This window comes from Thiomonas sp. (genome assembly GCF_034007205.1).
Classification (GTDB): Bacteria; Pseudomonadota; Gammaproteobacteria; order Burkholderiales; family Burkholderiaceae_C; genus Thiomonas.
In genome coordinates this window covers 37,254-60,371 of sequence record NZ_JAVERI010000001.1, presented here as the reverse complement: position 1 = coordinate 60,371, position 23,118 = coordinate 37,254, and the positions used below count along the sequence as shown (strand labels likewise).

Below are 23,118 nucleotides of genomic sequence, written 5' to 3'. Positions count from 1 at the left end.
CAGCAGTCTAACCAGCCCGTACCGTCTCCAGCATGGATTACAGCGCGTTCACCGGCAGCTTGAGATAGCTCACGCCATTGGCCTCAGGCTTGGGCATTTCGCCGGCGCGCACATTCACTTGCACCGAGGGCAGGATGAGAGCCGGCATGTTCAGCGTGGCGTCGCGCTTCTTGCGGAAGGCGACGAATTCTTCTTCGGTGGTCTGCGCGTTGAGCTGCACATTGCCCTCGCGCTCGGCCTGCACCGTGGTCTGCCAGATCGGCTCGCGCCCGCCGGGCATGTAGTCGTGGCAGAGGTAGAGCTTGGTCTCGGGCGGCAGGCTGTAGAGCTTCTGCACCGACTGGTAGAGCACATGCGCATCGCCGCCCGGAAAATCGCAGCGCGCCGTGCCGTAGTCGGGCATGAACAAGGTGTCGCCGACAAAGGCGCTGTCGCCGACCAGATAAGTCACGCAAGCCGGGGTGTGGCCGGGGGTGTGCATCACGCGGCCCTGCAGATTGCCGATGGCAAAGGTCTCGCCGTCCTTGAACAGATGGTCGAAGGGCGAGCCGTCGGTGGGTATGGTGCTGTCGTTGAACACCTGGCTGAACACTTTCTGCACGTCCTGTATGTGCTCGCCAATCGCGATTCGGCCGCCGAACAGCTTTTTGAGATAGGGCGCCGCCGAGAGATGATCGGCATGGGCGTGGCTTTCCAGCAGCCAGTCCACCGTCAGCCCCTGTTCGCGCACATAGGCGGCTATTCTGTCGGCAAAGTCGGTCCTGGTGCGGCCAGATGCGTAGTCGAAATCGAGCACGCTGTCGAGAATCGCGCAATGGCGGGTCTGCGGGTCGATGATGCAGTGCGTCGCCGTGAAGGTAGGCGCGTGAAACCAGCTCTGAACGATGGGGGTCTGCGTACTCATACGGGTATCTCCTAGGCGTGATGCGTTGCAGGAACACTATAGAAAAGCATATATTGTTTTTCCATTAGGAGTTACCTGATTGAGCCAAGTCAATGTCCAGCGCGCAAGATTTTGAAATCCCCAGCGTCGAGGTCATGCGCCGCAATTCGGAGCAGGCTGGCGCCTTGTTGAAAACACTCGGCAACCCGGATCGTTTGCTCATTTTGTGCCAGATCAACCGCGGAGAAATCTGCGTCAGCGATCTCGAAGCCGCCTGCGACGTCAGCCAACCCACGCTTTCGCAGCAACTCACCGTGCTGCGCGCCCAAGGGCTGGTGAAAACCCGGCGCGAGGGCAAGCGTGTGTACTACAGCCTGGCCAGCCCGGCGGCGAGCGCCGTGCTGATGACCCTCTACCAGATTTACTGCCGCGGCGAAACCGACCCGCCCGGCGAATGAGTTGTGATCGCGGCGCTCGCATGTCGCCGCGATCCGGCAAGCGGCCTGACCAGATCACTGGCTGGCGTCAATAAAACCAGAGACAAACATGCGATGTCACGAAGGAGAGACAAATGTTCACCATCGATTGGGCGCATTTCACGCCCGGTACGGCCCTGCTCGGCGGAGCGCTGATCGGCGCAGCGGCAGGGGCCATGGCGCTCGGCGGAGGGAAGATCGCCGGGATCAGCGGCATTTTGGGCGGCGCTCTCAACGAAGCCCTGCAGGCCAAACGGCCCACGCCGTGGCGACTGTGGTTTCTCGGCGGGCTGATCGCCGCGTCGTTCATCTGGGTGATGTTCCGCCCGGTGCCCGGTGCGCACTATGGTGAGTCGTGGCCGGTGATCGCCATCGGCGGATTGATCGTGGGCTTCGGCACCCGGCTGGGCTCGGGCTGCGCCAGCGGTCACGGCGTCTGCGGGCTGTCACGGTTCTCGCCGCGTTCGATGGCGGCAGTGGGCACCTTCATCGGCATGGGCATGGCAACCACCTTCGTCATGCGCCACCTGCTGGGAGGAGCCTGAGCCATGAAAACTCTCGCCTTTCTCAGCGGCATCGTGTTCGGAATCGGCCTGCTCGTGTCGGGCATGACCGATCCGGCCAAAGTCATCGCCTTTCTCGACATCGCCGGTACTTGGGACCCCAGCCTGATCCTGGTGATGATCACCGCCGTGGGGGTCGCGCTGGTGCCGATGCAACTGGCGCAAAGACGACCCCGATCGCTCATCGGCGAAAAAATCGCCTTTCCATCGACCCAGGGCATTACCGGCAAGCTCATCCTGGGAAGTGCCATTTTCGGCATCGGCTGGGGCATGACCGGCCTGTGCCCCGGACCGTCTCTGGCATCGCTGGCCGCCTCCACCTGGCAGGAGTCGCTGTTTTTCACCAGCATGGTCGCTGGCATGATCGGCTTCGAGTTGTGGCAGCGCATGGGCCAGCGCGCGCACAATACGTCCACCGTGGCGCCGGCCACCGCGGCCTCGCGCAAAACCTGAACGGCGCCACACAACCACCGCAATCCGCTGCGCCGGATTACGGTGGCTTTTTCCATTCCCCCCCCCTGCAATAACCGGGTTTTGATCCGATACAGAGCCGTCCAGACCGTGCCAGTTAGAATTTTGACTCTTTGATACATCCGGTTCCGCAAATGACTTTCGTCGTCACTGAAAACTGCATCCGTTGCAAATACACCGATTGCGTTGACGTCTGCCCGGTGGACTGCTTCCGCGAAGGCCCCAATTTCCTGGTCATCGATCCCGACGAATGCATCGATTGCGCCGTTTGCGTGGCTGAATGTCCGGCCAATGCCATCTACGCCGAAGAAGACGTGCCGGGCGACCAACAGGCTTTCATCAAGCTCAACGCCGAGCTGGCTCGCCAATGGCCCAGCATCACCAAGCGCAAGGCCCCGCCCGATGACGCGGACGAGTGGAAAGACAAGCCCGACAAGCTGCAATATCTGCAGCGTTGAAACCGCGCGCCTCACGTCTGTCTCGGCGCGGCGTTGTCGGCCGCCCTCTTTTCTTCACGGTTTTCTCACGACTTCTCTCGCATGGTCATGTCTCAAGCCTCCCTCGCAGCAAGCCCCGTTTCAGTCGCTGCCGACATCATCGAGACGGACGCTGTCATCATTGGCGCGGGTCCGGTCGGGCTGTTCCAGGTGTTCGAGCTCGGCCTGCTGGAGATCAAGGCCCACATCATCGACACCCTGGAGCACCCCGGCGGTCAATGTGTCGAGCTTTATCCCGACAAGCCGATTTACGACATTCCCGCCGTGCCGGTGTGCACCGGGCAGGAATTGACTGACAACCTGCTCAAGCAGATCGAGCCCTTCGGCGCGACATTCCACCTCGGGCAGGAAGTCACCACACTGGAACGCCAGACCGATGGTCGCTTCCTCTTGGAAACCACCAAATCCACCCGCCTGCTCGCCAAGACCGTTTTCATCGCCGCCGGAGTAGGTTCTTTTCAGCCCCGCACCCTCAAGGTGGACGGACTGGAAAAATTCGAGGGCAGTCAACTCTTCTACCGAGTACGCAACCCGGCGCAATTCGCCGACAAAAACCTGGTCATCGTAGGCGGCGGCGATTCCGCGCTCGACTGGGCGCTGCACTTCGTCCAGACCACCGAAAACAAACCTGAGAGCGTCACCCTCATCCACCGCCGCGATGGCTTTCGCGCCGCCCCCGCATCGGTCGCGCAAATGCATTCCCTGTGCGAACAGCATGAGATGCAGTTTCTCATCGGCCAGGTCACCGGTTACGAAGAAAAGGCCGACGGCCAGATGCACATGATCAAGGTCACGGGCAACGATGGCATCACCCGCCGCCTGCCGCTCGACGTGCTGCTGGTGTTCTTCGGCCTGTCACCCAAACTGGGCCCCATCGCGGAATGGGGACTGGAGATCGAACGCAAACAGCTCGTCGTCGACACCGAAAAGTTCCAGACCAGCGTCCCCGGCATCTTTGCCGTGGGCGACATCAACACCTATCCCGGCAAGAAAAAGCTCATACTCTCCGGCTTCCACGAAGCCGCCCTCGCCGCATTCGGCGCAGCGCCGTTCGTTTTCCCGGAGAAAAAGATTCACCTGCAATACACCACCACCAGTCCCAAACTGCACAAGGTGCTCGGGGTGGAAACGCCGGTGTTCGACTGAATTTGTTCGCGCACGACCGCAAAGGCCATTGACGACAGATCAATTGACCGATATAGTTATGCGCTTTGCTGTTCCTCGATAGCTCAGTCGGTAGAGCGCCGGACTGTTAATCCGTAGGTCCCTGGTTCGAGCCCAGGTCGAGGAGCCAAAACCTCTTTAGTTTCAAGCCCTTGCCGGGCCTCTGCGAAGTCCGTCGATGAAAATCGGCTCCACTGCAAAGGTACCGACATGAACGCACCGCAAGAAACGGCTGTTGCCGCAGCCGCCCCGACGCTGGCAGACATTGCCCGCCAGTATCTCGCTGCCTACACTGGCCGCGATACCACCCGAGCGCACCGCATTGGCGCCTGGGTTCGCCTTTTGGGCGAGCGCCCGCTGATTGCACTCTCCCCTGATGACATCGATGTCGCCTTGTCCCGACTGGCCGAAGAGCCTGCTCGCGTCTATGGCGGTCTCGACGCAGACGGAAAGCCGATCTTCCGTCGCAAGGCGGCCAAGCGCAGCGGGCCCACTCTCAACCGTTACCTGGTCGCCTTGGCGGCGCTCTACGCCTGGGCGCGGCGCTCACGCCTGGCGCCGCGCGGATTTGAGTCTCCGACCCGGCATGTCGACAAATTCCCCGAGAACCGCGGCCGGGTGCGCTACCTGACCGACGATGAACGCTCCCGCCTGCTCTGGGCCTGCAAAGAGTCGGCCTGGCCGCGTCTGCACCTGCTGGTGTCCATGGCGCTGACCACCGGCGCCCGGCGCGGCGAGCTGCTGGCGTTGCGTTGGTGCGACATCGATCTGGATCGCGCCGAAGCCCTGTTGCATGACACCAAAAATGGCGATCGACGGGTGTTGGTGCTGCTTCCTTCGGTCTGCGAGGAGTTGCAACGCTTCGCCCCCCGTGACGCCACCACCAGCACGGCGCTGGTCTTCCGTTCGCGACTGCGACCGTCTCAGCCCTACGCCATGGAGCAGGCCTTCCGCGATGCCCTGGCCTTGGCTGACATCAAAAACTTCCGGTTCCACGATTGCCGACACACGGCGGCCAGCTATATGGCGCAGCACGGCGCCAGTCTGCTGGAAATTGCCGACACGCTGGGACATCGGCAGTTGCGCATGGTGCAACGCTATGCCCACCTGAACACGGATAGCCGCCGCCGTCTGATGGCGCGGGTTTTTGAGGGGAAACTGTGATGAACCCGAAAACCGTCAGCCTATCGGTCGTCAAGTACAGGCAACTCTTCTGGTGCGACTTGATTTGCGGAACGAAGGAGCAATTGCAATCGCTGGGGATTGGTGTCGGTGTGGCGTTTCCCGGCGAGTTGGGCGCCAACAAGCGCGAAATGACCACTACCGACCGACGCGGCTTTCGCGTGAAGATCAAACGGGACGACGGCGGACGCTATGACGCTTTCGTGAAATTTCCGCGCTGGCCGGAAAGTCCTTCAAATGAAGGCCCTTTGGTCGAGGTTTTTCCTGGTGTTTTGCGTCAGGACTTTTACACCCGAATGGATCGCTACCTCGGCGCAGCCGATGCGTTGGTGACCGCAGGGCTGGTGCCGCAGGGCTGTTTTCCCGGCATGCCGGGAATGCGGAGAAGCAAGGTTTGGGTTTGCGCCGATGGCTCGGTGGCCTCTCATCCCGTAGAAACCCATTTTGGCACGGCGCGAGGACACGGCGCCCGGCTGATCGAGCGGATTTCGCGCAATCGGTATGCCGTGATCTTTTGCGTAGGCGAAGCCGAAAGAGAGCGCCGCCAACGCGCTTTGGATGAAGCATTTTCCGCGTGGGAGGCGGAATGTCTGGCGATGCCGCGCCCGGCACCGTTGATGCCTCTACCTGATTGCGAAATCCCGCCCACGAGCACGCAAAGTGCTGTTACTGAGCGAGCTTCCAACGTGGTCAGCCTGGCCGCGTGGCGTGATCGCAGAGCAAGCTGAATGCGCGACATCCTTCCCGATCTTCACGATTGGATCGTCGAGCATTTGCGGCGCACCGATGGTCCACCGTGGCGCAGCATCGCCGCAGCGCGCTTGCTGCGCGACGATACCAGCGGCATGCGCGACACCTGGCGCTACATCGCCAAGACGAACTCCCATGCGCGGGATCCCGCTCGGCTAATCGGCAACATCGTCTTCGCCACCGACACCGTGCCTGAGCTGGCGATCGATGATGCGAGCGACGCCGAAATCGCCGACGCCATCGGCCTGACCCTGACGGATGTCGGCGGCGATCAGAACGCCTATGAACGGGCGATTCGCAACCAGCGTCCTGAAATCGCCTTGCCGCACGATCTCAGACCTTCGCAGCGCGCACCGCGCGACCGGCAAGCCACTCTGTCGAGACGCCTGCTGAAAAATCTCCGCATCCTGTGGTCTCTCGCACCCCGTGAGAGCCGCGCCGCCAGTCAGCCCTATGTGCGCCTCTACAGCGCCACCATCGAGCGCCTGGCTGCCGCTTTCGATGCGGCGCGCGAGGCGGATCGCCTGCCGTGGGCGACCGACGCCGCTGCAGCACATCTGGTCACGCACCAGCGCTGGTCGCATTTAGGCTGGCGTCAGCATCGGCGCGCAGTTGACAGATTGCGGCCACTGATCGCGCGTGATGCGCGCCTGCTCGCCATCCTTGCGCCGCAGCACATGGGATGGCTGGAGCGCGCCGCCTGTTTGATCGAGGCGCTACCTTCGGCGGCGCAGGAGCATGAAAACTGGATCGAGCTGGCGCCGAAGGCCAGCGCGCTGCTGTGGGCGCGCAGCCTCGACGCGGCGATGTATCACAGTGATGCCCAGCCGCAATGCGCCCCCGGCTATCTGCGATGGGACGACTTCGCCACCCTTGCCGGACTGCTGTTCGGGCCACTGCACGCCGGGCCGAACGCGGCGAAATTGATCAGCGCCGCCGTGGTCGCGCAACGACGCCGCGGCCTTCTCCCGGACGAATTCGCGATCCTCAGAGCGCACGCCTGAAGCGGAAAAATTCAAGAAAACTGGCTTCCGGTTAACGACCGCAGCCGAAAGAATCCTTCCAGCGCCCGGCAAGGCGCTTGAAACTGGAGGATTCACGATGTCTGCTCTCAACGATCAACCGCAACTCCGCGACTTTGTGGACTTGCGCGAAATGCTGGGCCGCGACGATGTGCGCGCGGCATTTCCCACCGAACAATCCCTACGCTGGTTCGTGCGCAATCATCGCAGCGAGCTGGTGCAGGCAGGCGCGCTGATCGCGCTGACCAACCGCCTGAAATTCCATCCCGCGAATTTCCAGCGCGCCGCCGTCGACATCGGCCAGCGCGTGCTGTTGCGCCGCGATGGGCTGGCCGCATGAGCCGCGCACTACCGCCCCCGCCGCGCATGCCGCGGGCGGAGCGTCAGCGCCTGCGGCGCGAACGGGCGGAACGCCTTGAGCGCCTGCGCCGTCGCGCACCGAAGCGGCTGTTACGCACGATCTTTCAGCAACGCGCGGCGCTGCTGGAGAACCGCGCGCGGATTGAAGACCTGCCCGAGTTACGGGCATTGATCCGCGCGGCCCGCGACTCGAATCAAACGAGCATCGAGTTTTCTGGCCTGACTTTTTCGGTCAGGCGCAAGACGATTTTCTCGGCGATCAACACGCCCGGAGGACGCCATATTGCGAGTTTCGCGGGAGGAATTTTTGATGCTGCCATTTAACGCCGCCACCCTGCGCACCGGCGAAAACCGCCTGCCCTGCCCGCAATGCGACCGGGGGCCGAAAGACAAGGCTTTATCCGTGCGGGTCGAGGACGATGGCCGCATGGTCTGGACTTGTCACCGCTGTGGCTGGTCAGGCGCTGCCGGGCGAGAAACACAGCCCGCCGCACCCGCGCGCCCGCCGTCCAAGGCCGCGACCAAGCATCGCGCGGGTCTGGCGCCCTGGGCTGACCGCGAATGGGCTACCGCGCAGCCGATACACGGCGCGGCTCTGGCCTACCTCAAGGCCCGCGCCTGCTGCATACCCCCCGAAGGTTCTCACCTACGCTACAACCCTTCTTTGCACCATCCTAGCGGTTACACCGGGCCCGGCCTTGTGGCGTTGGTCACGGATGCCCGCACCGGGCAGCCGATCAGCCTACATCGCACCTGGGTGCGCGCTGACGGAGAAAAAGCGCCGCTGGAGGCGCCCCGGCTGCTGGCCGCAGGCCACCGCAAAGCCGGTGGAGTGATTCGCCTCTGGCCGCGCCAGAGCGGCCAGCCGCTGGGCATCGCCGAAGGCATCGAAACCGCTCTGAGCCTGGCGCACGCCGATGTTGCTGCGTGGGCGGCCATCGATGCGGGCAATCTGGCCGCGCTGCCAGTTTTGCCGGGTGTGCCTGAACTGCTGATTGCGGTCGATGCCGACCCCGCAGGCGAAGCCGCAGCCGCCGAATGTTCCTCCCGCTGGCTTGCTGCTGGCCGCCGCGTGCGGCTGGTGCGGCCGGATGCGGGTGATAACGACCTTAACGACACCGCTCAGAAATATGCCGGCCATGAGTGACCCGATCCCCGAAAAAATCCGCGCTCTGGTGGAGTCCGCCCAAAGCGCCGAGCCCATGACCGACACGCCGCTCAGCTTCGTCGCTGGCGAGGACAACCTGGCCGAGCAGGTCGATGCCTGTCTGAACGGGCTGGCTGCGCTGAACCCGCCCACAATTTTCCGCCGCAGCACGGAGCTTGTGACGGTCGAGCGCGCTGCCGCAGCCAGTCCACGCTCGCACTACCGCGGCGCTTCAGGCTCTTTGATTGTCCGTCCGCTGGACGTGCCCCGCCTGCAGACCGAGCTGGCGCGGCATTTCAGCTTTGCGCGCCGTCGCAAGGATGGCGGCATGGCCCCCTGCAATCCACCGCCTGGGCTGGCCGCATCGTTGCTGTCGAGTGGAGGTGGCACGCTGCCCGTGCTCACCGGCGTGGTTCCGCACCCTACGCATAACCACGCAGATGGCCGCACGCTGGATCGTCCAGGCTATGACCCGTGCACCGGCCTGCTGTTGGACTTCGGCCGCTTGAAACTGCCGAAGATTCCCGAACGACCCACCCGTGCGCAAGGTCTCGACGGGCTGGAGCAGGCCGCCGAAGTGATCGCCGAATTCCCGTTCGTCAGCGATGTGGACAAGTCGGTCGCGTTGGCCTATGTGCTGACCTTGCTGCAGCGTCGAATGATGGACATGGCTCCGCTGTTCCTGTTCACCGCGACCAGCCCGGCAACCGGCAAGACCCTGCTGGCGACGGCCTGGCCGCGCCTGGTGCTTGGGCACGATCCCGCGATACAGGCTTTCCCGCAGGATGATGGCGAGCTCCGCAAAACGCTTTTTGCGGCCTTGGCTGATGGGCAGTCTGCCCTGCTGCTGGACAACGTGAACGGGCGCTTCAAATCCGATGGACTGTGCATTGCCTCGACCTCAGCCACCATGCGTGAGCGTGTGCTGGGCTTTTCGCGCACGCTGGAGGTTCCGACCACGGCAACGATTGCCATCACCGGCAACAACGCCCAGCCGACCGGCGACGTGGCGCAGCGCGTGCTGCCCTGCAGCCTCGATGCGCGCGTGGAACACCCAGAGAACCGCGCCTTCCTCCGCGACCTGCTGGCCTGGATCGAGCAGGAGCGACCGCGCCTACTGGCTGCGCTGCTGACCCTCCTTCGAGCCTATGCCATCGCCAGCGACAAGCCCACCTTGAAGCCCTGGCGCTTTGCCGAATGGAGTCAGGCAGTGCGCGGCCCCTTGGTGTGGGCAGGCTACCCCGACCCCCTGAACGCCTTGGATGCAACCCGCGAAGACGACCCCGCCCGCGTGGCGCTTGCGGCTCTGCTCTCGGCCTGGCATGCCCATTTCGGCAACCGGCCGCAGGCCCTGCGCGACGTGCTGGGTCGCGCGCTCGACCGAGCTGCTGCTGGCGACTTCGAGCTGCGCGACGCCATCGCAGAAGTGGCGGGCGATCGTGGTGGCGAAATGTCTGCGCAGCGCCTTGGGAAGTACCTCCAGGAGCGCGCTGGGCGCATCGTCGCAGGGCTGGCCTTCAAGCGCGGAACCATGTCAGCAGGAGCGGTGAGGTGGATTGCCGAACCCTGCTCCGATGGTGGGAGTGGTGGGAGTGGTGGAGCATTTTCTAGCCAAGCGCAGGAGAAAACAGAATGAAAAACACACATGGAACGGCTGGAATTTGCTCCACCACTCCCACCACTCCCACCACTCCAACCAAATTCGGCCGGTCTTCTGTGTCTGGTCTGTCTGCGCAAAAGGTACTTCCCGCCCTGCTCCGCTGCGGGTAATTCGACCCTCGGTTTTCCGGCTGTGCGAGCTGACTGGGCTTAGGCAACGCATTAACGGCATGACACTATGAATGACATTGACTCGATAGAAAAAACGAATGGCGCTTTTACCGGGCTGTTCCCCGATGCGCCAGCGCTTGACGCCACACAGGTTCGTTTACGCCCTGCCGACCTGGCTCGTATGTTAAAGGTCAGCCGTCAAGCCGTGTCGCAATGGGTCGCGGGCGGAAAACTACGCCTCGACCCTGACGGACGTGTTAGCGCGGCCAGCGCCATGCGGCAACTGGTCGCCCACCACCCGGAGCGGCTGCGGGCCTCAGCCTTGGCGCCCGTTGTGCGCGAAATGGCCGCGCTGCGCACACGGGTTACGCATCTGGAGCGGGAGCTCGGCCAGGCCCGCGACGATGCCGAGTTTCACGCGGGGTCAGCGGCCGAGCTGATCGAACAGCAGAGTGCTCTGTTGCGGCAGTTGGAGATTTACCGCGACGAGCTGGCACGCCTACCAGCCGCCGATCTGCTCGCCGCCGTGGTGCACTGGCTGCGCGTATTCGCAGACCCGATGTCGCCTGCCTCCCCCGATCAAGTCCGCTTGCTGGGCATCGCTGCCACGCTGCGCGGCACCGACCGGGAGGGTGCGGGCATTTCCCAGCCGGAAACGGCTATCAACCTGGAGAATCACCCTCATGACGACGATCAATGAAGCAACCCCTTGCGTACCGCCAATTCCCGCCCCGGAATTCCTGCAATCCGCGCCGCTCAATGTTTGGCAAAGCTCGGCCGGTATCTGGTTTCTGCGCAGCGAGGTCTTACAGGTGGGAGGCATCCTTCTGCGCGGCGCTGATGGCTACATCTGGCGCATTTACTCACCCTGCGACGGCGATCAGTGGGCGGGAATCCTGCAGGGCCTTGCCGCCGATTTTGAGGCGATCCTGAGCCAAATGACGGCGGCGCTGCCAGCCGCTAACCAAACCCCGGCGTGACCCCTTGCTCCGCCGCGCCTTGCGCGTTAGTATCTCGACCAGTTTCGAGCTTTTGCATGCAGGCTCGCCCTGGAGGTCGACATAGCTTCGCGCTGTCGGCTGACCGGCGAACCTTCGCGAAGGTGGGAGCGTCGCAAGGCGACGACTGGCGGAAACGAAAAGAGGCCCTTGGGCCTGTTTGCGTTTGCGGCTGGCCGTCGCCTTTTTTGTGGCCGCTGCAGTGCGATACCGACTGGAGCATCCCCCTGTGACCCTGCAAACCCGAGAGCTTGCCCTGGGCAAGCCAGACCCGAAAAGCCGAACCGTCCCTGTCACGCTCTCCACCGACACGCCTGTGGATCGGGGCGATTACCTGGAAGTGCTCGACCACTCGCCCGCATCGATTGATCTGTCACGGGCGCCGCTGCCCTTGATCGAATCGCACGATTCGAGCGGCCTGCCGATTGGCGTGGTCGATCAGTTGCGCACCGATGGGCGGAAGCTGCGCGGCGTGGTTCGATTCGGCAACTCGGCGCGTGCGCAGGCGGTGCTGCAGGACGTGCAAGACGGCATTCTGCGCAGCGTGTCCGTCGGTTATGAATACACCGGCAAGCCCGTGCCTCTAGGCGACGGACGAACGCTGCGATTCCCATTCAAGCCGCTGGAGGTGTCCGCCGTTTCCGTACCGGCCGACCCCAACGCGGGATTCTTTCGGAGCTATCCCACCATGAACACCGACAACAACACCCAAACCCTCACCCGTTCACAACGCCGTGCGGTATCAGCCGAGATGGAAGAGCAGCGCTCTGCCGTCGAGCAAGAACGCGCCCGCATCGCCGAAATCGAGGCCGTTTGCGCCCTGCACAAAATTCCCTCCGAGACGCAGCGCCGCATGGTGCAAAGCGGCATGCCGCTCACCGAAGTGCGCGGCGTGGTGCTCGATCATCTGATCAAGCAAGGCGAGCGGCAGCAGCGCCTCGAAACCTATAGCGCCGCCGACATCGGTATCACTTCCAGCCTCTCTGCGTCGGATCGTGGTCGGTATTCCGTAAGCCGCGCCATCCTGGCCGCGGCAGATCGCGACTGGTCACGCGCCGGATTCGAGCGCGAGGTCTCGCGTGAAATCGGGCGGCGCATCGGGCGCGATACGGCGGGGGTCTTCATCACCCCGGATATGCTGGTTCCCCAGCGCCGCGATTACAACACCCTGACCGGCGCAGCCGGGGGTTCCCTGGTCGCCACCAATCTGCAAGCGGGCAGCTTTATCGAGCTGCTTCGGGCGCAAAGCAAGGTGATGCGCCTGGGTGCCACGATCCTGTCGGGCCTGGTCGGCAATGTGGACATCCCGCGCCGCACCGCTGCAGGAGCTGCGCAATGGATCAGCGAAGGGCAAGCGCTGACGGCTGGCGCCGGGGCCTTCGATGCGGTTTCGCTGCGGCCGAAGACTGTGGGCAGCCTCAGCGTGCTGTCTCGCAACCTGCTGATGCAGGGCACGCCCGATGCTGAAATGCTGGTGCGTTCCGACATGGTTGCGCAGATCGCCATCGCCATTGACGCCGCCGCCATTCAAGGCACAGGCGTTCCGGCACAGCCCATGGGCATTCTGAACATGCCCGGCGTGGGCTTGGTTGTGGGCGGCACGGATGGGGCACCGATTACCTTCGACCATCTGATCGACATGAGCACAGCCGTTGCGGCCGCGAATGCCGATTCTGGCGCGCTGGGCTACCTGAGCACGCCCGCCGTGCTGGGGGCGCTCAGCCGCCTGAAGTCCACCACCGGAGAATACCTGTGGGCGGGCCGTGGCGGCCTGAGCAACGAGAACAGCGCCCCGGCCTCGGCGGCGCCAGGCTCAACGACCTCGACGGGCGCCGGATTCGGTGTCCTGGGCTACCGCGCCGAGTTCAGCAACAACGTGCCCGGCAATCTGACCAAGGGCGCATCGACCGCAAAGTGCTCCGCCGTGCTCTTCGGCAACTGGTCGGATTTGATCATCGGCGAGTGGGGTGTGCTGGAAATCCTGCCCAACCCCTACGCCAGCGGTGCATATGAGGCGGGTGCGGTTCAGGTGCGCGCCATGCAGACCATCGATGTGGCGGTGCGCCACGCCGAGAGCTTTGTGGTGATGAAGGACGCGCTCACGTCCTGACCCCATTGTTGCAGTACCTCCGCCGGTGTGGCTTGAACTTCTTGGCCGGCGGAGTGGGGAGGCAGTGCGGGCGCGCTGGCCTCCCTTTTTTTGCCTTGCGTTGCGTATCTTTTGGCGTAATATCGCGCCTTGCAGAGGCTCAAGAAGGCCTGTTAATCCGTAGGTCCCTGGTTCGAGCCCAGGTCGAGGAGCCAACAAATTCAAAGCCCCACAAAAAAACGTGGGGCTTTTTTATTCCAATATGTGCCACCTGTTTTTCTCTTTATGGAGCAAAAGCATTGCGCACAAAGCCTCCTTTACGGTCGAAACAGGATGCCTTCGTCCAGTTCGCCATAGAGGGTAATGCTGGAACGGTGCTCAGTCGACACGCCACTGCGCGTCACTGAAGTTGCGGGCGGCTCCGACGCAGCGCAGGCGCTCAGGCCAAGGCAGGCCAACGATAGCCAAATCAAAATCCGCATCGATCGATTGCATCTCATCGCCCTTACTCCCGTGACCGCTCGTCGTCATTCCACCAGTTTTTCCAGCTTGGCCTTGTCGAAATGCTCGGTTCGCAGCGCCTCGGGGGGACAGGCTTCGGCCGTGCAAACACCGTTGCGCTCGAGCGCCTGCCACAGCAGCGCGACCTGGTGTTCGAGCTGCGCGGCATGGTCGATCAGCCCGAGCACGGCGCGTGATTGCGGGTCGTCGCCGTTCTGGGTGACGGCGTAAGCGGAAAAGCCCATGCGTGCAGCTGCGGCCTCGCGCTGCTGGTCCACGTCCTTCTGAATGATGCGCGCCGGATTGCCCACGGCGGTCGCTCCGGCAGGAACTTCCTTGACGACCACGGCATTCGAACCAATTCGCGCGCCCTCACCCACGGTGAAACCGCCGAGCACTTGCGCTCCAGCGCCGACCACCACGCCCGCTTCAAGCGTCGGGTGCCGTTTGGCGCCTTTGTAGAGCGAAGTGCCGCCCAGGGTCACGCCCTGATAGATGGTGCAGTCGTCGCCGATTTCCGCCGTCTCCCCGATGACCACGCCCATGCCGTGGTCGATGAACACCCGCCGTCCTATGGTTGCGCCGGGATGAATCTCGATGCCGGTGAGCCAGCGCCCCCAATGCGAAATCCAGCGCCCGAGCCAATGCCAGCCACGTCTCCAGCACGCATGCGCCACGCTGTGAAACAGCAAAGCATGCAGGCCCGGGTAACAGGTGACGACCTCCCAGGTCGAACGCGCGGCAGGATCGCGCTCCAGGATGATCTGGATGGTCTCACGCAGTCTTTGCAGCATGGGAATCGGTGGCTTTGCGGCGAATGAAAGGAAAAGGCAGTGTATTGAAGGAGCGCCAAACCTGCTTTACGCCGACATCAGCGCGGCGGCACCTTGCGCAGAATGGCGGTGCATACCCCTCGGAGGATCTGCACCTCCTCGCGCGTGAGTTCCGCCCGCGAGGCCAGGCGCTGCAGCCGGGGCAGAAGCTTGCGCGGCGCGTCGGGATCGAGCACCTCCAGCGCCAGCAAGGCCTGTTCGACGTGAGTCATCATCCCCTGGATCTCGCCTGCCGTCGCCGCGACACTCTCGGCCTGGGCAGGCTGCACAGCGTGCAGGCCGACCGCCTTGCGCCACTCCCAGGCGATGACCTGCACCGCCTGCGCGAGATTGAGCGAGGTGTAGGCCGGGTTTGCCGGAATGCTCAGCAGGGCATCGCAGCGATAAACATCGGCATTGCTGAGCCCGAATCGTTCACTGCCAAAAACAAAAGCCACGCGCCGTCCCTGCTCCGCACTGCGGCGCGCGAGTTGCGGCAACCACTCCGGCGTGTGCAGCGGTGGGCCGAAATCGCGCACCCGGGCCGACAGAGCCACGACCACACCGCAATCGGCCACGGCGTCGGGCAGTTCGCCATGCACACGCGCAGACCTGAGCACATCTTCCGCTCCACTGGCGAAGGCCAGGGTCTCGGGCTGGGTCAGCACATCCGCAAATCGCGGCGCCACCAGGCGCAGCGTGTCGAAGCCCATGTTCTTGAGCGCGCGCGCCGCAGCGCCGACGTTGCCCGGATGACTGGCGCCAACGAGCACGAAGACCGTGGCATCGGGCGACCGGGCGGGCCTGGCCGTATCGGCATCGATAAAATGCGCAGGTTTCATCTGTTCTTTGTCACTTCCCGGATCATTTTTGCGCCATTGTCGCTGTGGCGCTTCAGGACACCATGCACCCCATGCTCAATGTGGCTGTTCGCGCCGCGCGCGAAGCCGGCAAAATCATCAACCGCGCCAGCCTCGACATCGATCTGTTGCGCGTCGCACAAAAAGCGGCCAATGATTTTGTGACCGAAGTCGATCGCGCTGCCGAGCAGGCCATCATCGACGTACTGCTCAAGGCCTTTCCGCAGCATGGCATTCTGGGAGAAGAGACGGGCAGTACCTTTGGTGATGCCGCATCGGAATATCAGTGGATCATCGACCCGCTCGACGGCACCACCAACTTCATTCACGGCATGCCGGTGTACGCCGTATCCATCGCCCTGGCCCATCGCGGCGTGGTGCAGCAGGCCGTGGTGTACGACCCGACCCGCGACGAACTCTTCACCGCCACGCGCGGCGCCGGAGCGTTTCTCAATAGCCGCCGCATCCGCGTATCCAACCGGGTGCGGCTGGAAGACAGCCTCATCGGCACCGGATTTCCGTTCCGCAAGAACGACGATATCGACACCTATCTCGAAATGTTCAAGCTCGTGGCCCAGCGCTGCGTCGGCCTGCGCCGACCGGGCGCTGCAGCCATCGACCTGGCTTATGTGGCCGCCGGACGCTATGACGGCTTTTTTGAAAGCGGTCTCAAACCCTGGGATATCGCCGCAGGCAGCCTGCTCATCACCGAAGCCGGTGGTCTGGTGGGCAATTTTGCCGGGGAAGGCGACTTTCTCTTCACCGGAGAAGTGGTGGCCGCCACACCCCGCGTCTATGGACAGATCGTCGGCCTGCTGCAGCGTTTCTCCAAAGCCTCCCGGTCTGCGGGCGGGCACACCTCCCCCGCCTCGGATCCGAATGTGACCGACGCGCAGATCACTTTGATGAAGGCGGCTTCGGGCAAGAAAATCGGCACTTTGGCCGTTCCAGAGAAAAGAGCAAAAGCTGTGTCGCAGCGCATCAAGGCAAGCGATGTCGCCAAACCCAGGACAGCGGAAAAATCTCTGCCGCCATCCGTCTATAAACCCAGGCGAGACAAGGGTTGAAGATACAACCTATTGAAATCATTGAGATTCCAGTTTTTTTGCTGCAGTGCACAAATTTTTCTTGCAATTCAATTCGACGTCTCTACAATAGCGCTTGTGCACTGCACAAGTGAACCTTGTCAGACTGTCATCTCAGTGACACTGTTGCGGGTTCAGAATGTGTTGGCTGCACCCCTTGGCAACTTACTTTCTCAGCTAACTTTTCGCAGCCAACCGAAAGCCAGCGCCTTCAACCCAGGAGAGACATCATGATGACCCCCGAGCAATTCACCGCAACGCAAAAAGCCCAGTTCGAAGCCTTTTTCGACCTGGCCGCCAAATCCATGGACCACATGGAAAAATTGATCGACCTGAACATGCAGGCCGCCAAGACGACTCTGCAGGAAAACGCCGAGCACACCCTGGCCTTGCTGTCGGTCAAAGATCTGCAAGAACTGTCGGCCCTGCAATCGGGCTGGATGCAACCGATGGCCGAGAAGGCGCTTTCCTACTCCCGCCATGCCTACGAAATCGCCTCCGGCGCCCAGGCTGAACTGGCCAAGACCGCCGAGTCGCAAATTTCTGAAACCCACAAGAAATTCATGGAACTGGCTGAAACCGCCGCCAAGAACGCGCCTGCCGGCTCGGAAACCGCCGTGGCCATGATGAAAAGCGCCATGAATGCCGCCAGCAACGCCTACGACTCGGTGCAGAAAGTGACCAAACAAGCCGCCGAAGCGGTTGAGGCCAATATGAATGCGGTCACCAGTACCGCGATGAAGGCCGCGCAGTCCACCGCGCGCAATTCCGGCAATTCCGCCGCCAAACGCGCCGCAGCCTGAGGGCTGCCGTTTGTCGTTGCGGATCGATATCGTCTACTTTATCCAACGCGCTGCGGAGCCAGTCAACTTTCGCTGCACCGCTGCGTTGATTCGACATGGGCACGGGCGACAAGGGGTAACCCGGCAAGAGGTAACCCAATACGCCGCCTGACCCGATCAGTTGTCTCCTCGGTACCCTCAAGGTACCTTTGAAGCCGGTCTCCGACCGGCTCTTTTTTTGTCCCGCGAGCGTTCGTTGCGCGCAATGGCCGCATTCAATGCCTGCAAACCTGCCTATCGAGCTCGCCCAGCAAGGCACTCAAGATCTGCAGGGTCGGCATGGGATGCCCCGCCAGGCGTGCCATTTCCAGCGGGGCATGGAGCAGCGCGGCGATTTCCAACGCGCGACCGCGTTCCAGATCCTGCAGGGTGGACGGTTTGACCGGCCCGATGCCTCGGGCGATGTCGATGCGTTGCTCGATGCTGACCATCGGGTCGCAGCCATAAGCGCGCGCCAGACCCATGATCTCGGCCATGCCCTCGCGGATGATGGCAACCAGTTCCGGGTTGTCGCAGATCGCATTCATGCGCGATCGCGTGAGCGCGGCCACCGGGTTGAAGGTGGCATTGCCGACGAGCTTCATCCAGATCGCATCGCGTATCCGCTCAGTGATCTCCGGGTCGCATCCCGCCGAGCGCAACAGGTCGGCAAGCGCCTGCACCCGCGTGCTGCGTGCATGCGAGGGCTCGCCGATGACATAGCGATATTGCCCGTTGCCGCGAATCAGGCCGGGGCTGGCCACTTCGGCGCTGGCATGCACCACACACCCCACGAGATGCGCGGGGTCGATCGCATGCAGCAAGCGTCCACCGGGATCGATGCTTTCCAGATGGGTCGTGCGCCCCTGCGCTGTACGGGCCTGCGGGCTGGTATCGGCGTGGAAATACCACCAGGGCACGCCATTGATCGCTGGCAGCACAACCGTATCCGCCTGCAGCAAAGGGCGAAGCTGCGGCAGAACCGATCCGAGCTGATGCGCCTTCAGACCCAGAATCACCAGGTCTTGCGGTGCGAAATCGGCCAGATCGTCACTGGCCCGCACCTCGACGCAAACGCGCTCTTGCGGGTCTTCCAGACACAGCCCACTGCGGCGCATGGCCTGCAGATGCTCGCCGCGCGCCAGCACGCTCACAGCGTGCCCGGCAGCCGCAAGCCGCACGGCCAGCGTACCGCCCACAGCGCCTGCGCCGACGACCAGAATATTCCAGGATGCTGCCATGCTCATGCTCCTCGGTTCAGACTCCATGCTGCGCAAAATACGCCCCGTTGAATCACAATAGCATGCCCAAACGTTCCCATGCTCACGCCCCGACAAGTCCTCATTCTGCTGTACGGACGCTATTTCACCAGCGGTCTGGTGTCGGCCGTGGGCGTGGCCATACTGGGCCTGGCGACTCATGCGCTGGCCGGGCTGGGCCCCGCGATGGCTCTGGGCAGCGGCGCGCTCACGGTGTGTTTCGCCGACAACCCGGCGCCCACCCGCGTCAAGCGCGTGGAGTTGTTGTTCACCAGCATGATGAGCACGGCGGCGTTCGCCCTGGTCGGCGCCAGCCTGTGGTGGCCGCCGGTGCAGATCGTGCTCCTTCCCTTGCTGGGTTTTGTCAGCGGTCTGATCGCAGTCTGGGGCCAGAGGGCGCTGGCGATGAGTTTCAGCGTGCTGTTCATCTCGGTCATCACGCTGGGCTTTCCGCCGATGCCAGGTCCGGTGCATCTGGCTGCGGCCGTGGCGCTGTTTTTCCTGGGCGCATTGCTCTACACGGCTTATGCCCTGCTGCTGGCGCGCTGGCTGCGCCGGCGCACCAAGGAGCAGGCGCTGGCCGAGTTGCTGGCGCAACTGGGTCAGTTTGCGCATTGGCTGGCCAACCACATCGGCGGCCCGCAGGAATCGGACTTGAGTGACGCGGTAGCGCAACTCACCGCGATCAGCAACACCCTGCAGAACACCCGCGACATCGTGCTGCGCGACGTAAGGACCGCGGCCGATCGCGCCCTGGCCGCGCGGCTCATCGTGCTGCTGGAGATCAACGAAGCCCTGCTGGCCAGCCAGACCGACGTCGATCTGATCCTCAAGCAGTTCGACGCCACCCCGGTGCCCGATGCGCTGCGCGACTGGGCGCGGCGCATCGGCGATGCGCTCGATCAGCGCGCCGACGCCCTGTTGCGCGGCACGCGCCCAGACGCCCTGCCCGCTCGCCTGCCCTGTGCCGAAACCATCGAGCACGCGCTCGCCACCCTGCAGCCCAGCCAGCCCAGCGCCGAGTTCGCCCAGGCGCGCATGGCCTTGCGCGCCAGCGCGGACAAGTTTCAGCGCATCACTGACTTGTTGACGGCAACACCACAGACTCACCCGCAGCCCGATACCGATCCGCTCCTGGGCATGGATCTGCAGGCCTTTCTCAGCCCGCTACGCTACGACCCGCAGGCGCTGCGGCAATCGATCCGGTTCGAGTCGCCCATCCTGCGCTACGCCATCCGCCTGGCGCTGGCTTTGTTCGCGGGCGAACTGGTGCTGCGCACTCTGCCCTACCACCCGTACGACTACTGGGTGTTGCTGACCATCGGCGTGATTCTGCGGCCCAATTACAGCGTCACCCGCCAGCGCATCAAAGACCGTGTGCTGGGCACGCTGCTGGGCTGCGCGCTGGTCGCCGCGCTGCTGTCCACCCACCCGTCGCTGGGCGTGATGACAGCGGGCGTATTCATCTCGCTGGCCTTTGCGCGCACCTTCATCACCCTCAACTACCGCTTCACCGCCTTGTTCGCCAGCGTCAACGCCCTGCTGCTCGTGGCCTTGCTGGAGCCGGGCGCGCCGTTCCTGGTCACGCAGCGCCTGCAGGACACGCTGATCGGTGCGGCCCTGGCCTGGGCCTTCAGCTTCGTGCTGCCGCGCTGGGAGGCCAATGATCTGCGCCGCCAGGTCGAGGCCCTGCAGCGCGCCGCGCTGGGCTATGCGCAGGCCGTGCTCGATCCGCAACAGGTCAGCGATCTGAACTACCGCCGCGAGCGCAAGCGCATTCAGGACGCGCTCGCCGCCGTGGGCGGCCTGCACGCCCGCATGCTGGAAGAGCCGCGCCAGCATCAGCGCATGCGGCGCGAACTCGCCGCCTTCATCGCCCATACCGATCTGCTCGGCGCCCACCTCGCCACCTTGCGCGTGCTTCGGGCGCAACGGGGCGATCGGGTGCTGCCTGCCGCCGAGCAGACCCGCCTGCGCCGCAGCCTCGCCCTGCTCCAGGACTGCCTCGGCCTGGAGGGGCAGGCGGCGTGCGCCGAGGCGACGGATGGCGGCGTCATCGACACCCCGATCGAGCGCAGGCTGCGCGAGATCGAAGCCCAAGGACGCACCATCGCCCGGCTGTCGCGCCAGATCCTTGCACCTGCAAGCCCCTAAAATAAGCCGATTGCGCGGCAACGTGCGCACGCCGCGGCGCTCCCAGCCGGGCGCACCCCACCCATTCACCATGACCCCCAAGCGCCGATTCTTCGTCACCACCGCCCTGCCCTACGCCAACGGCCCGTTCCACATCGGCCACATCATGGAATACATCCAGGCCGACACCTGGGTGCGCTTCCAGCGCATGCAGGGCCACGAGGTGCACTTCGTCGGCGCGGACGACGCCCACGGCGCACCCATCATGATCGCCGCCGAAAAAGCCGGCAAGACGCCGCAGCAGTTCGTCGCCGACATCGCCGCAGGGCGGGCGCAATACCTCGACGGCTTTCACATCCGCTTCGACAACTGGCACAACACCGACGCCCCCGAGAACCACCAACTCGCGCAGGACATCTACCGCGCGCTGCGCAAGAACGGCCTGATCGCCGTGCGCGAGATCGAGCAGTTCTTCGATCCGGTCAAGGGCATGTTCCTGCCCGATCGCTACATCAAAGGCCAGTGCCCCAAATGCGGCGCGGCCGATCAGTATGGCGACGCCTGCGAGGTCTGCGGCGCGGTATATGCCCCCACCGAACTCAAGCACCCCTACTCCACGCTCTCCGGCGCCACGCCCGAGTTGCGCAAGAGCGAGCATTATTTCTTTCAGCTTTCCTCCGACCGCTGTGCCGACTTTTTGCGCGAATGGACGCAGGCCAGAAACGCCCACGGCCAGCCGCACCTGCAGACCGAAGTGCTCAACAAGGTGCGCGAGTGGTTCGCCACCGACGAAAGCGGCCACGGCGGCCTGTCCGATTGGGACATTTCGCGCGACGCGCCCTACTTCGGCATCGAGATTCCCGACGCGCCGGGCAAATACTTCTACGTCTGGCTCGACGCCCCCATCGGCTACCTGGCCAGCCTGAAAAACCATTTCGACAAGGGCCAGGCCGCACAGCATTGGCATGCGCCCTCGCGCACCACGCAGAGTTTCGACGCTTTCATGGCCGACCCGGCAGTGGAGCAGGTGCACTTCATCGGCAAGGACATCGTGTATTTCCATACCCTGTTCTGGCCCGCGATGCTGCACTTTTCCGGGCGGAAAACACCCAGCCAGATCCATGTGCACGGCTTCGTCACCGTCGGCGGCGAGAAGATGAGCAAAAGCCGCGGCACGGGCATCTCGCCGCTGAAGTATCTCGACATCGGCCTCAACCCCGAGTGGCTGCGCTACTACCTCGCCGCCAAACTCACCGGGCGGGTGGAAGACGTGGATTTCACGCCGGATGACTTTCTCGCCCGGGTCAACAGCGATCTGATCGGCAAATACGTCAACATCGCCAGCCGCGCCGCCAAATTCATCAGCCAGTACTTCGACGGCAAGCTGGGCTACGCCCACGACACCGCTGAGCTGCGCGATGCGGCCAGGGCGCTGGCCGACGACGTGGCCACCGCCTATGAAGCGCGCGAATATGCCCGGGCGCTGCGCGAAATCATGGCCCATGCCGACCGCATCAACACGGCCTTCGATGCCGCCCAGCCCTGGATTCTGGCGAAGGACGAGGTCCGCCGCGCCGAGTTGCAGGACGCCTGCTCGCGGGCCCTGGCGGGGTTCTGGCTGCTGTCGGTCATGCTCACGCCGGTACTGCCCGCGCTCACCGCCCGCGTGGCACGCGAGCTGTTCGGGCTGGAGCGCGATTTTGCCTGGAGCGACGCCGCCGAGCTGCCACAGCACGTCGCGCCCTATCAGCACCTGATGCACCGCATCGACCCCAAGCGCCTCGACGCCCTGTTCGAGACTGAAACGTCCGCCTCAACGCCCTCCCCGGCCCAGCCCATGACGCCCCCAGCACCGCCTGCCGACGCCACGCCAGACCCCTTCATCACCATCGACGACTTCGCCAGGATCGACCTGCGCATCGCCCGCATCCAGCATGCCGAAGCCGTGGAAGGCTCGACCAAGCTGCTGCGCCTCACCCTCGACGTCGGCGAGACCACGCCGGAAGGCCAGCCGCGCACGCGCAATGTGTTCTCCGGCATCTCCAGCGCCTACAAGCCCGAAGATCTCATTGGCAAGCTCACCGTGCTGGTGGCCAACCTCGCGCCGCGCAAGATGAAGTTCGGCGTGAGCGAAGGCATGGTGCTGGCCGCCAGCAGCGCAGATGAGAAGGCCCAGCCCGGCCTCTACATTCTTGAGCCGCACGCCGGGGCGCAGCCCGGCATGCGCGTGCGGTAACGCAGCCTCGCTACAGTCGACCGCCTTCCCTCCTCATTT

Annotated in this window: 23 protein-coding genes and 1 tRNA gene; 20 read left to right on the top strand and 4 right to left on the bottom strand. The window is 63.7% G+C overall.

The window, feature by feature from the left end:
• Window positions 1-37 precede the first annotated feature (37 nt).
• Window positions 38-904, bottom strand: coding sequence for an MBL fold metallo-hydrolase (locus tag RBR52_RS00315; protein ID WP_320375180.1), 867 nt, complete (start codon window positions 902-904; stop codon window positions 38-40).
• Between the two features lie 92 nt (window positions 905-996).
• Between RBR52_RS00315 and RBR52_RS00310 the strand changes: the two genes are divergently transcribed.
• From RBR52_RS00310 to RBR52_RS00235, 16 genes are all read left to right on the top strand, one after another.
• Window positions 997-1,341, top strand: a complete 345-nt coding sequence (locus RBR52_RS00310) for a metalloregulator ArsR/SmtB family transcription factor (RefSeq protein WP_320375179.1) — start codon at window positions 997-999, stop codon at window positions 1,339-1,341.
• 113 nt (window positions 1,342-1,454) lie between these two features.
• The gene (locus tag RBR52_RS00305; protein ID WP_320375178.1) at window positions 1,455-1,904 is read left to right on the top strand and encodes a YeeE/YedE family protein; all 450 of its coding nucleotides are present in this window, start codon (window positions 1,455-1,457) and stop codon (window positions 1,902-1,904) included.
• A gap of 3 nt (window positions 1,905-1,907) precedes the next feature.
• Window positions 1,908-2,375 (top strand): DUF6691 family protein, encoded by a 468-nt coding sequence (locus tag RBR52_RS00300; RefSeq protein WP_320375177.1) that lies wholly within the window; start codon window positions 1,908-1,910, stop codon window positions 2,373-2,375.
• 152 nt (window positions 2,376-2,527) lie between these two features.
• Complete coding sequence (gene fdxA / locus RBR52_RS00295) at window positions 2,528-2,851, top strand: ferredoxin FdxA (protein WP_320375176.1); 324 nt, start codon at window positions 2,528-2,530, stop codon at window positions 2,849-2,851.
• An 87-nt stretch (window positions 2,852-2,938) separates the two neighbouring features.
• On the top strand, window positions 2,939-4,036 hold the full coding sequence (locus tag RBR52_RS00290; protein WP_320375175.1) for an NAD(P)/FAD-dependent oxidoreductase: 1,098 nt from the start codon (window positions 2,939-2,941) through the stop codon (window positions 4,034-4,036).
• A gap of 72 nt (window positions 4,037-4,108) precedes the next feature.
• Window positions 4,109-4,184, top strand: a tRNA-Asn gene (locus RBR52_RS00285).
• Window positions 4,185-4,264: 80 nt separating this feature from the next.
• Entirely contained in the window at window positions 4,265-5,218 is a 954-nt protein-coding gene (locus RBR52_RS00280) for a site-specific integrase (protein ID WP_320375174.1), read from the top strand.
• Window positions 5,218-5,964: a hypothetical protein gene (locus RBR52_RS00275; RefSeq protein ID WP_320375173.1), complete on the top strand. Its 747-nt coding sequence runs from the start codon at window positions 5,218-5,220 to the stop codon at window positions 5,962-5,964. Before RBR52_RS00280 ends, RBR52_RS00275 begins: the two co-directional genes overlap by 1 nt.
• A 93-nt stretch (window positions 5,965-6,057) precedes the next feature.
• A complete protein-coding gene (locus RBR52_RS00270) occupies window positions 6,058-6,990 on the top strand; it encodes a hypothetical protein (protein ID WP_320375172.1) in 933 nt (310 codons plus the stop codon).
• A 97-nt stretch (window positions 6,991-7,087) separates the two neighbouring features.
• Window positions 7,088-7,348, top strand: coding sequence for a hypothetical protein (locus RBR52_RS00265; RefSeq protein WP_320375171.1), 261 nt, complete (start codon window positions 7,088-7,090; stop codon window positions 7,346-7,348).
• 26 nt (window positions 7,349-7,374) lie between these two features.
• On the top strand, window positions 7,375-7,692 hold the full coding sequence (locus tag RBR52_RS00260) for a hypothetical protein (RefSeq protein WP_320375170.1): 318 nt from the start codon (window positions 7,375-7,377) through the stop codon (window positions 7,690-7,692).
• Complete coding sequence (locus RBR52_RS00255; RefSeq protein WP_320375169.1) at window positions 7,679-8,515, top strand: toprim domain-containing protein; 837 nt, start codon at window positions 7,679-7,681, stop codon at window positions 8,513-8,515. The genes RBR52_RS00260 and RBR52_RS00255 overlap by 14 nt, the downstream gene beginning before the upstream one ends.
• The gene (locus RBR52_RS00250) at window positions 8,508-10,151 is read left to right on the top strand and encodes a hypothetical protein (RefSeq protein ID WP_320375168.1); all 1,644 of its coding nucleotides are present in this window, start codon (window positions 8,508-8,510) and stop codon (window positions 10,149-10,151) included. The genes RBR52_RS00255 and RBR52_RS00250 overlap by 8 nt, the downstream gene beginning before the upstream one ends.
• A 201-nt stretch (window positions 10,152-10,352) precedes the next feature.
• On the top strand, window positions 10,353-10,985 hold the full coding sequence (locus RBR52_RS00245; protein ID WP_320375167.1) for a hypothetical protein: 633 nt from the start codon (window positions 10,353-10,355) through the stop codon (window positions 10,983-10,985).
• A complete protein-coding gene (locus RBR52_RS00240; RefSeq protein ID WP_320375166.1) occupies window positions 10,969-11,265 on the top strand; it encodes a hypothetical protein in 297 nt (98 codons plus the stop codon). The genes RBR52_RS00245 and RBR52_RS00240 overlap by 17 nt, the downstream gene beginning before the upstream one ends.
• A 247-nt stretch (window positions 11,266-11,512) precedes the next feature.
• Window positions 11,513-13,393, top strand: a complete 1,881-nt coding sequence (locus RBR52_RS00235) for a phage major capsid protein (RefSeq protein ID WP_320375165.1) — start codon at window positions 11,513-11,515, stop codon at window positions 13,391-13,393.
• Window positions 13,394-13,899: 506 nt separating this feature from the next.
• Here RBR52_RS00235 and cysE read toward each other — a convergent pair.
• Both cysE and RBR52_RS00225 read right to left on the bottom strand, forming a co-directional pair.
• The gene (gene cysE, locus RBR52_RS00230) at window positions 13,900-14,667 is read right to left on the bottom strand and encodes a serine O-acetyltransferase (protein ID WP_320375164.1); all 768 of its coding nucleotides are present in this window, start codon (window positions 14,665-14,667) and stop codon (window positions 13,900-13,902) included.
• Between the two features lie 77 nt (window positions 14,668-14,744).
• Window positions 14,745-15,527: an RNA methyltransferase gene (locus tag RBR52_RS00225; RefSeq protein WP_320375163.1), complete on the bottom strand. Its 783-nt coding sequence runs from the start codon at window positions 15,525-15,527 to the stop codon at window positions 14,745-14,747.
• Window positions 15,528-15,589: 62 nt separating this feature from the next.
• Here RBR52_RS00225 and RBR52_RS00220 point away from each other — a divergent pair, with 62 nt between their 5' ends.
• Complete coding sequence (locus RBR52_RS00220; RefSeq protein WP_320375428.1) at window positions 15,590-16,612, top strand: inositol monophosphatase family protein; 1,023 nt, start codon at window positions 15,590-15,592, stop codon at window positions 16,610-16,612.
• A 248-nt stretch (window positions 16,613-16,860) separates the two neighbouring features.
• Window positions 16,861-17,433 (top strand): TIGR01841 family phasin, encoded by a 573-nt coding sequence (gene phaP / locus RBR52_RS00215; RefSeq protein WP_320375162.1) that lies wholly within the window; start codon window positions 16,861-16,863, stop codon window positions 17,431-17,433.
• A gap of 254 nt (window positions 17,434-17,687) precedes the next feature.
• Here phaP and RBR52_RS00210 read toward each other — a convergent pair whose 3' ends face one another.
• Window positions 17,688-18,692 (bottom strand): 2-dehydropantoate 2-reductase, encoded by a 1,005-nt coding sequence (locus RBR52_RS00210; RefSeq protein ID WP_320375161.1) that lies wholly within the window; start codon window positions 18,690-18,692, stop codon window positions 17,688-17,690.
• A gap of 78 nt (window positions 18,693-18,770) precedes the next feature.
• Between RBR52_RS00210 and RBR52_RS00205 the strand changes: the two genes are divergently transcribed.
• Together RBR52_RS00205 and metG are read left to right on the top strand one after the other, a co-directional pair.
• Window positions 18,771-20,864 (top strand): FUSC family protein, encoded by a 2,094-nt coding sequence (locus RBR52_RS00205; protein WP_320375160.1) that lies wholly within the window; start codon window positions 18,771-18,773, stop codon window positions 20,862-20,864.
• A gap of 70 nt (window positions 20,865-20,934) precedes the next feature.
• Window positions 20,935-23,079 (top strand): methionine--tRNA ligase, encoded by a 2,145-nt coding sequence (metG, locus tag RBR52_RS00200; RefSeq protein WP_320375159.1) that lies wholly within the window; start codon window positions 20,935-20,937, stop codon window positions 23,077-23,079.
• The last annotated feature ends 39 nt before the right edge of the window (window positions 23,080-23,118 follow it).

Coding starts and splice junctions, on each gene's coding strand:
- RBR52_RS00315 (WP_320375180.1), bottom strand. CDS start 904: ATGAGTACGCAGACCCCCATCGTTCAGAGCTGGTTTCACGCGCCTACC.
- RBR52_RS00310 (WP_320375179.1), top strand. CDS start 997: ATGTCCAGCGCGCAAGATTTTGAAATCCCCAGCGTCGAGGTCATGCGC.
- RBR52_RS00305 (WP_320375178.1), top strand. CDS start 1,455: ATGTTCACCATCGATTGGGCGCATTTCACGCCCGGTACGGCCCTGCTC.
- RBR52_RS00300 (WP_320375177.1), top strand. CDS start 1,908: ATGAAAACTCTCGCCTTTCTCAGCGGCATCGTGTTCGGAATCGGCCTG.
- fdxA (WP_320375176.1), top strand. CDS start 2,528: ATGACTTTCGTCGTCACTGAAAACTGCATCCGTTGCAAATACACCGAT.
- RBR52_RS00290 (WP_320375175.1), top strand. CDS start 2,939: ATGTCTCAAGCCTCCCTCGCAGCAAGCCCCGTTTCAGTCGCTGCCGAC.
- RBR52_RS00280 (WP_320375174.1), top strand. CDS start 4,265: ATGAACGCACCGCAAGAAACGGCTGTTGCCGCAGCCGCCCCGACGCTG.
- RBR52_RS00275 (WP_320375173.1), top strand. CDS start 5,218: ATGAACCCGAAAACCGTCAGCCTATCGGTCGTCAAGTACAGGCAACTC.
- RBR52_RS00265 (WP_320375171.1), top strand. CDS start 7,088: ATGTCTGCTCTCAACGATCAACCGCAACTCCGCGACTTTGTGGACTTG.
- RBR52_RS00260 (WP_320375170.1), top strand. CDS start 7,375: ATGCCGCGGGCGGAGCGTCAGCGCCTGCGGCGCGAACGGGCGGAACGC.
- RBR52_RS00255 (WP_320375169.1), top strand. CDS start 7,679: ATGCTGCCATTTAACGCCGCCACCCTGCGCACCGGCGAAAACCGCCTG.
- RBR52_RS00250 (WP_320375168.1), top strand. CDS start 8,508: ATGAGTGACCCGATCCCCGAAAAAATCCGCGCTCTGGTGGAGTCCGCC.
- RBR52_RS00245 (WP_320375167.1), top strand. CDS start 10,353: ATGAATGACATTGACTCGATAGAAAAAACGAATGGCGCTTTTACCGGG.
- RBR52_RS00240 (WP_320375166.1), top strand. CDS start 10,969: ATGACGACGATCAATGAAGCAACCCCTTGCGTACCGCCAATTCCCGCC.
- cysE (WP_320375164.1), bottom strand. CDS start 14,667: ATGCTGCAAAGACTGCGTGAGACCATCCAGATCATCCTGGAGCGCGAT.
- RBR52_RS00225 (WP_320375163.1), bottom strand. CDS start 15,527: ATGAAACCTGCGCATTTTATCGATGCCGATACGGCCAGGCCCGCCCGG.
- RBR52_RS00220 (WP_320375428.1), top strand. CDS start 15,590: ATGCACCCCATGCTCAATGTGGCTGTTCGCGCCGCGCGCGAAGCCGGC.
- phaP (WP_320375162.1), top strand. CDS start 16,861: ATGATGACCCCCGAGCAATTCACCGCAACGCAAAAAGCCCAGTTCGAA.
- RBR52_RS00210 (WP_320375161.1), bottom strand. CDS start 18,692: ATGGCAGCATCCTGGAATATTCTGGTCGTCGGCGCAGGCGCTGTGGGC.
- RBR52_RS00205 (WP_320375160.1), top strand. CDS start 18,771: ATGCTCACGCCCCGACAAGTCCTCATTCTGCTGTACGGACGCTATTTC.
- metG (WP_320375159.1), top strand. CDS start 20,935: ATGACCCCCAAGCGCCGATTCTTCGTCACCACCGCCCTGCCCTACGCC.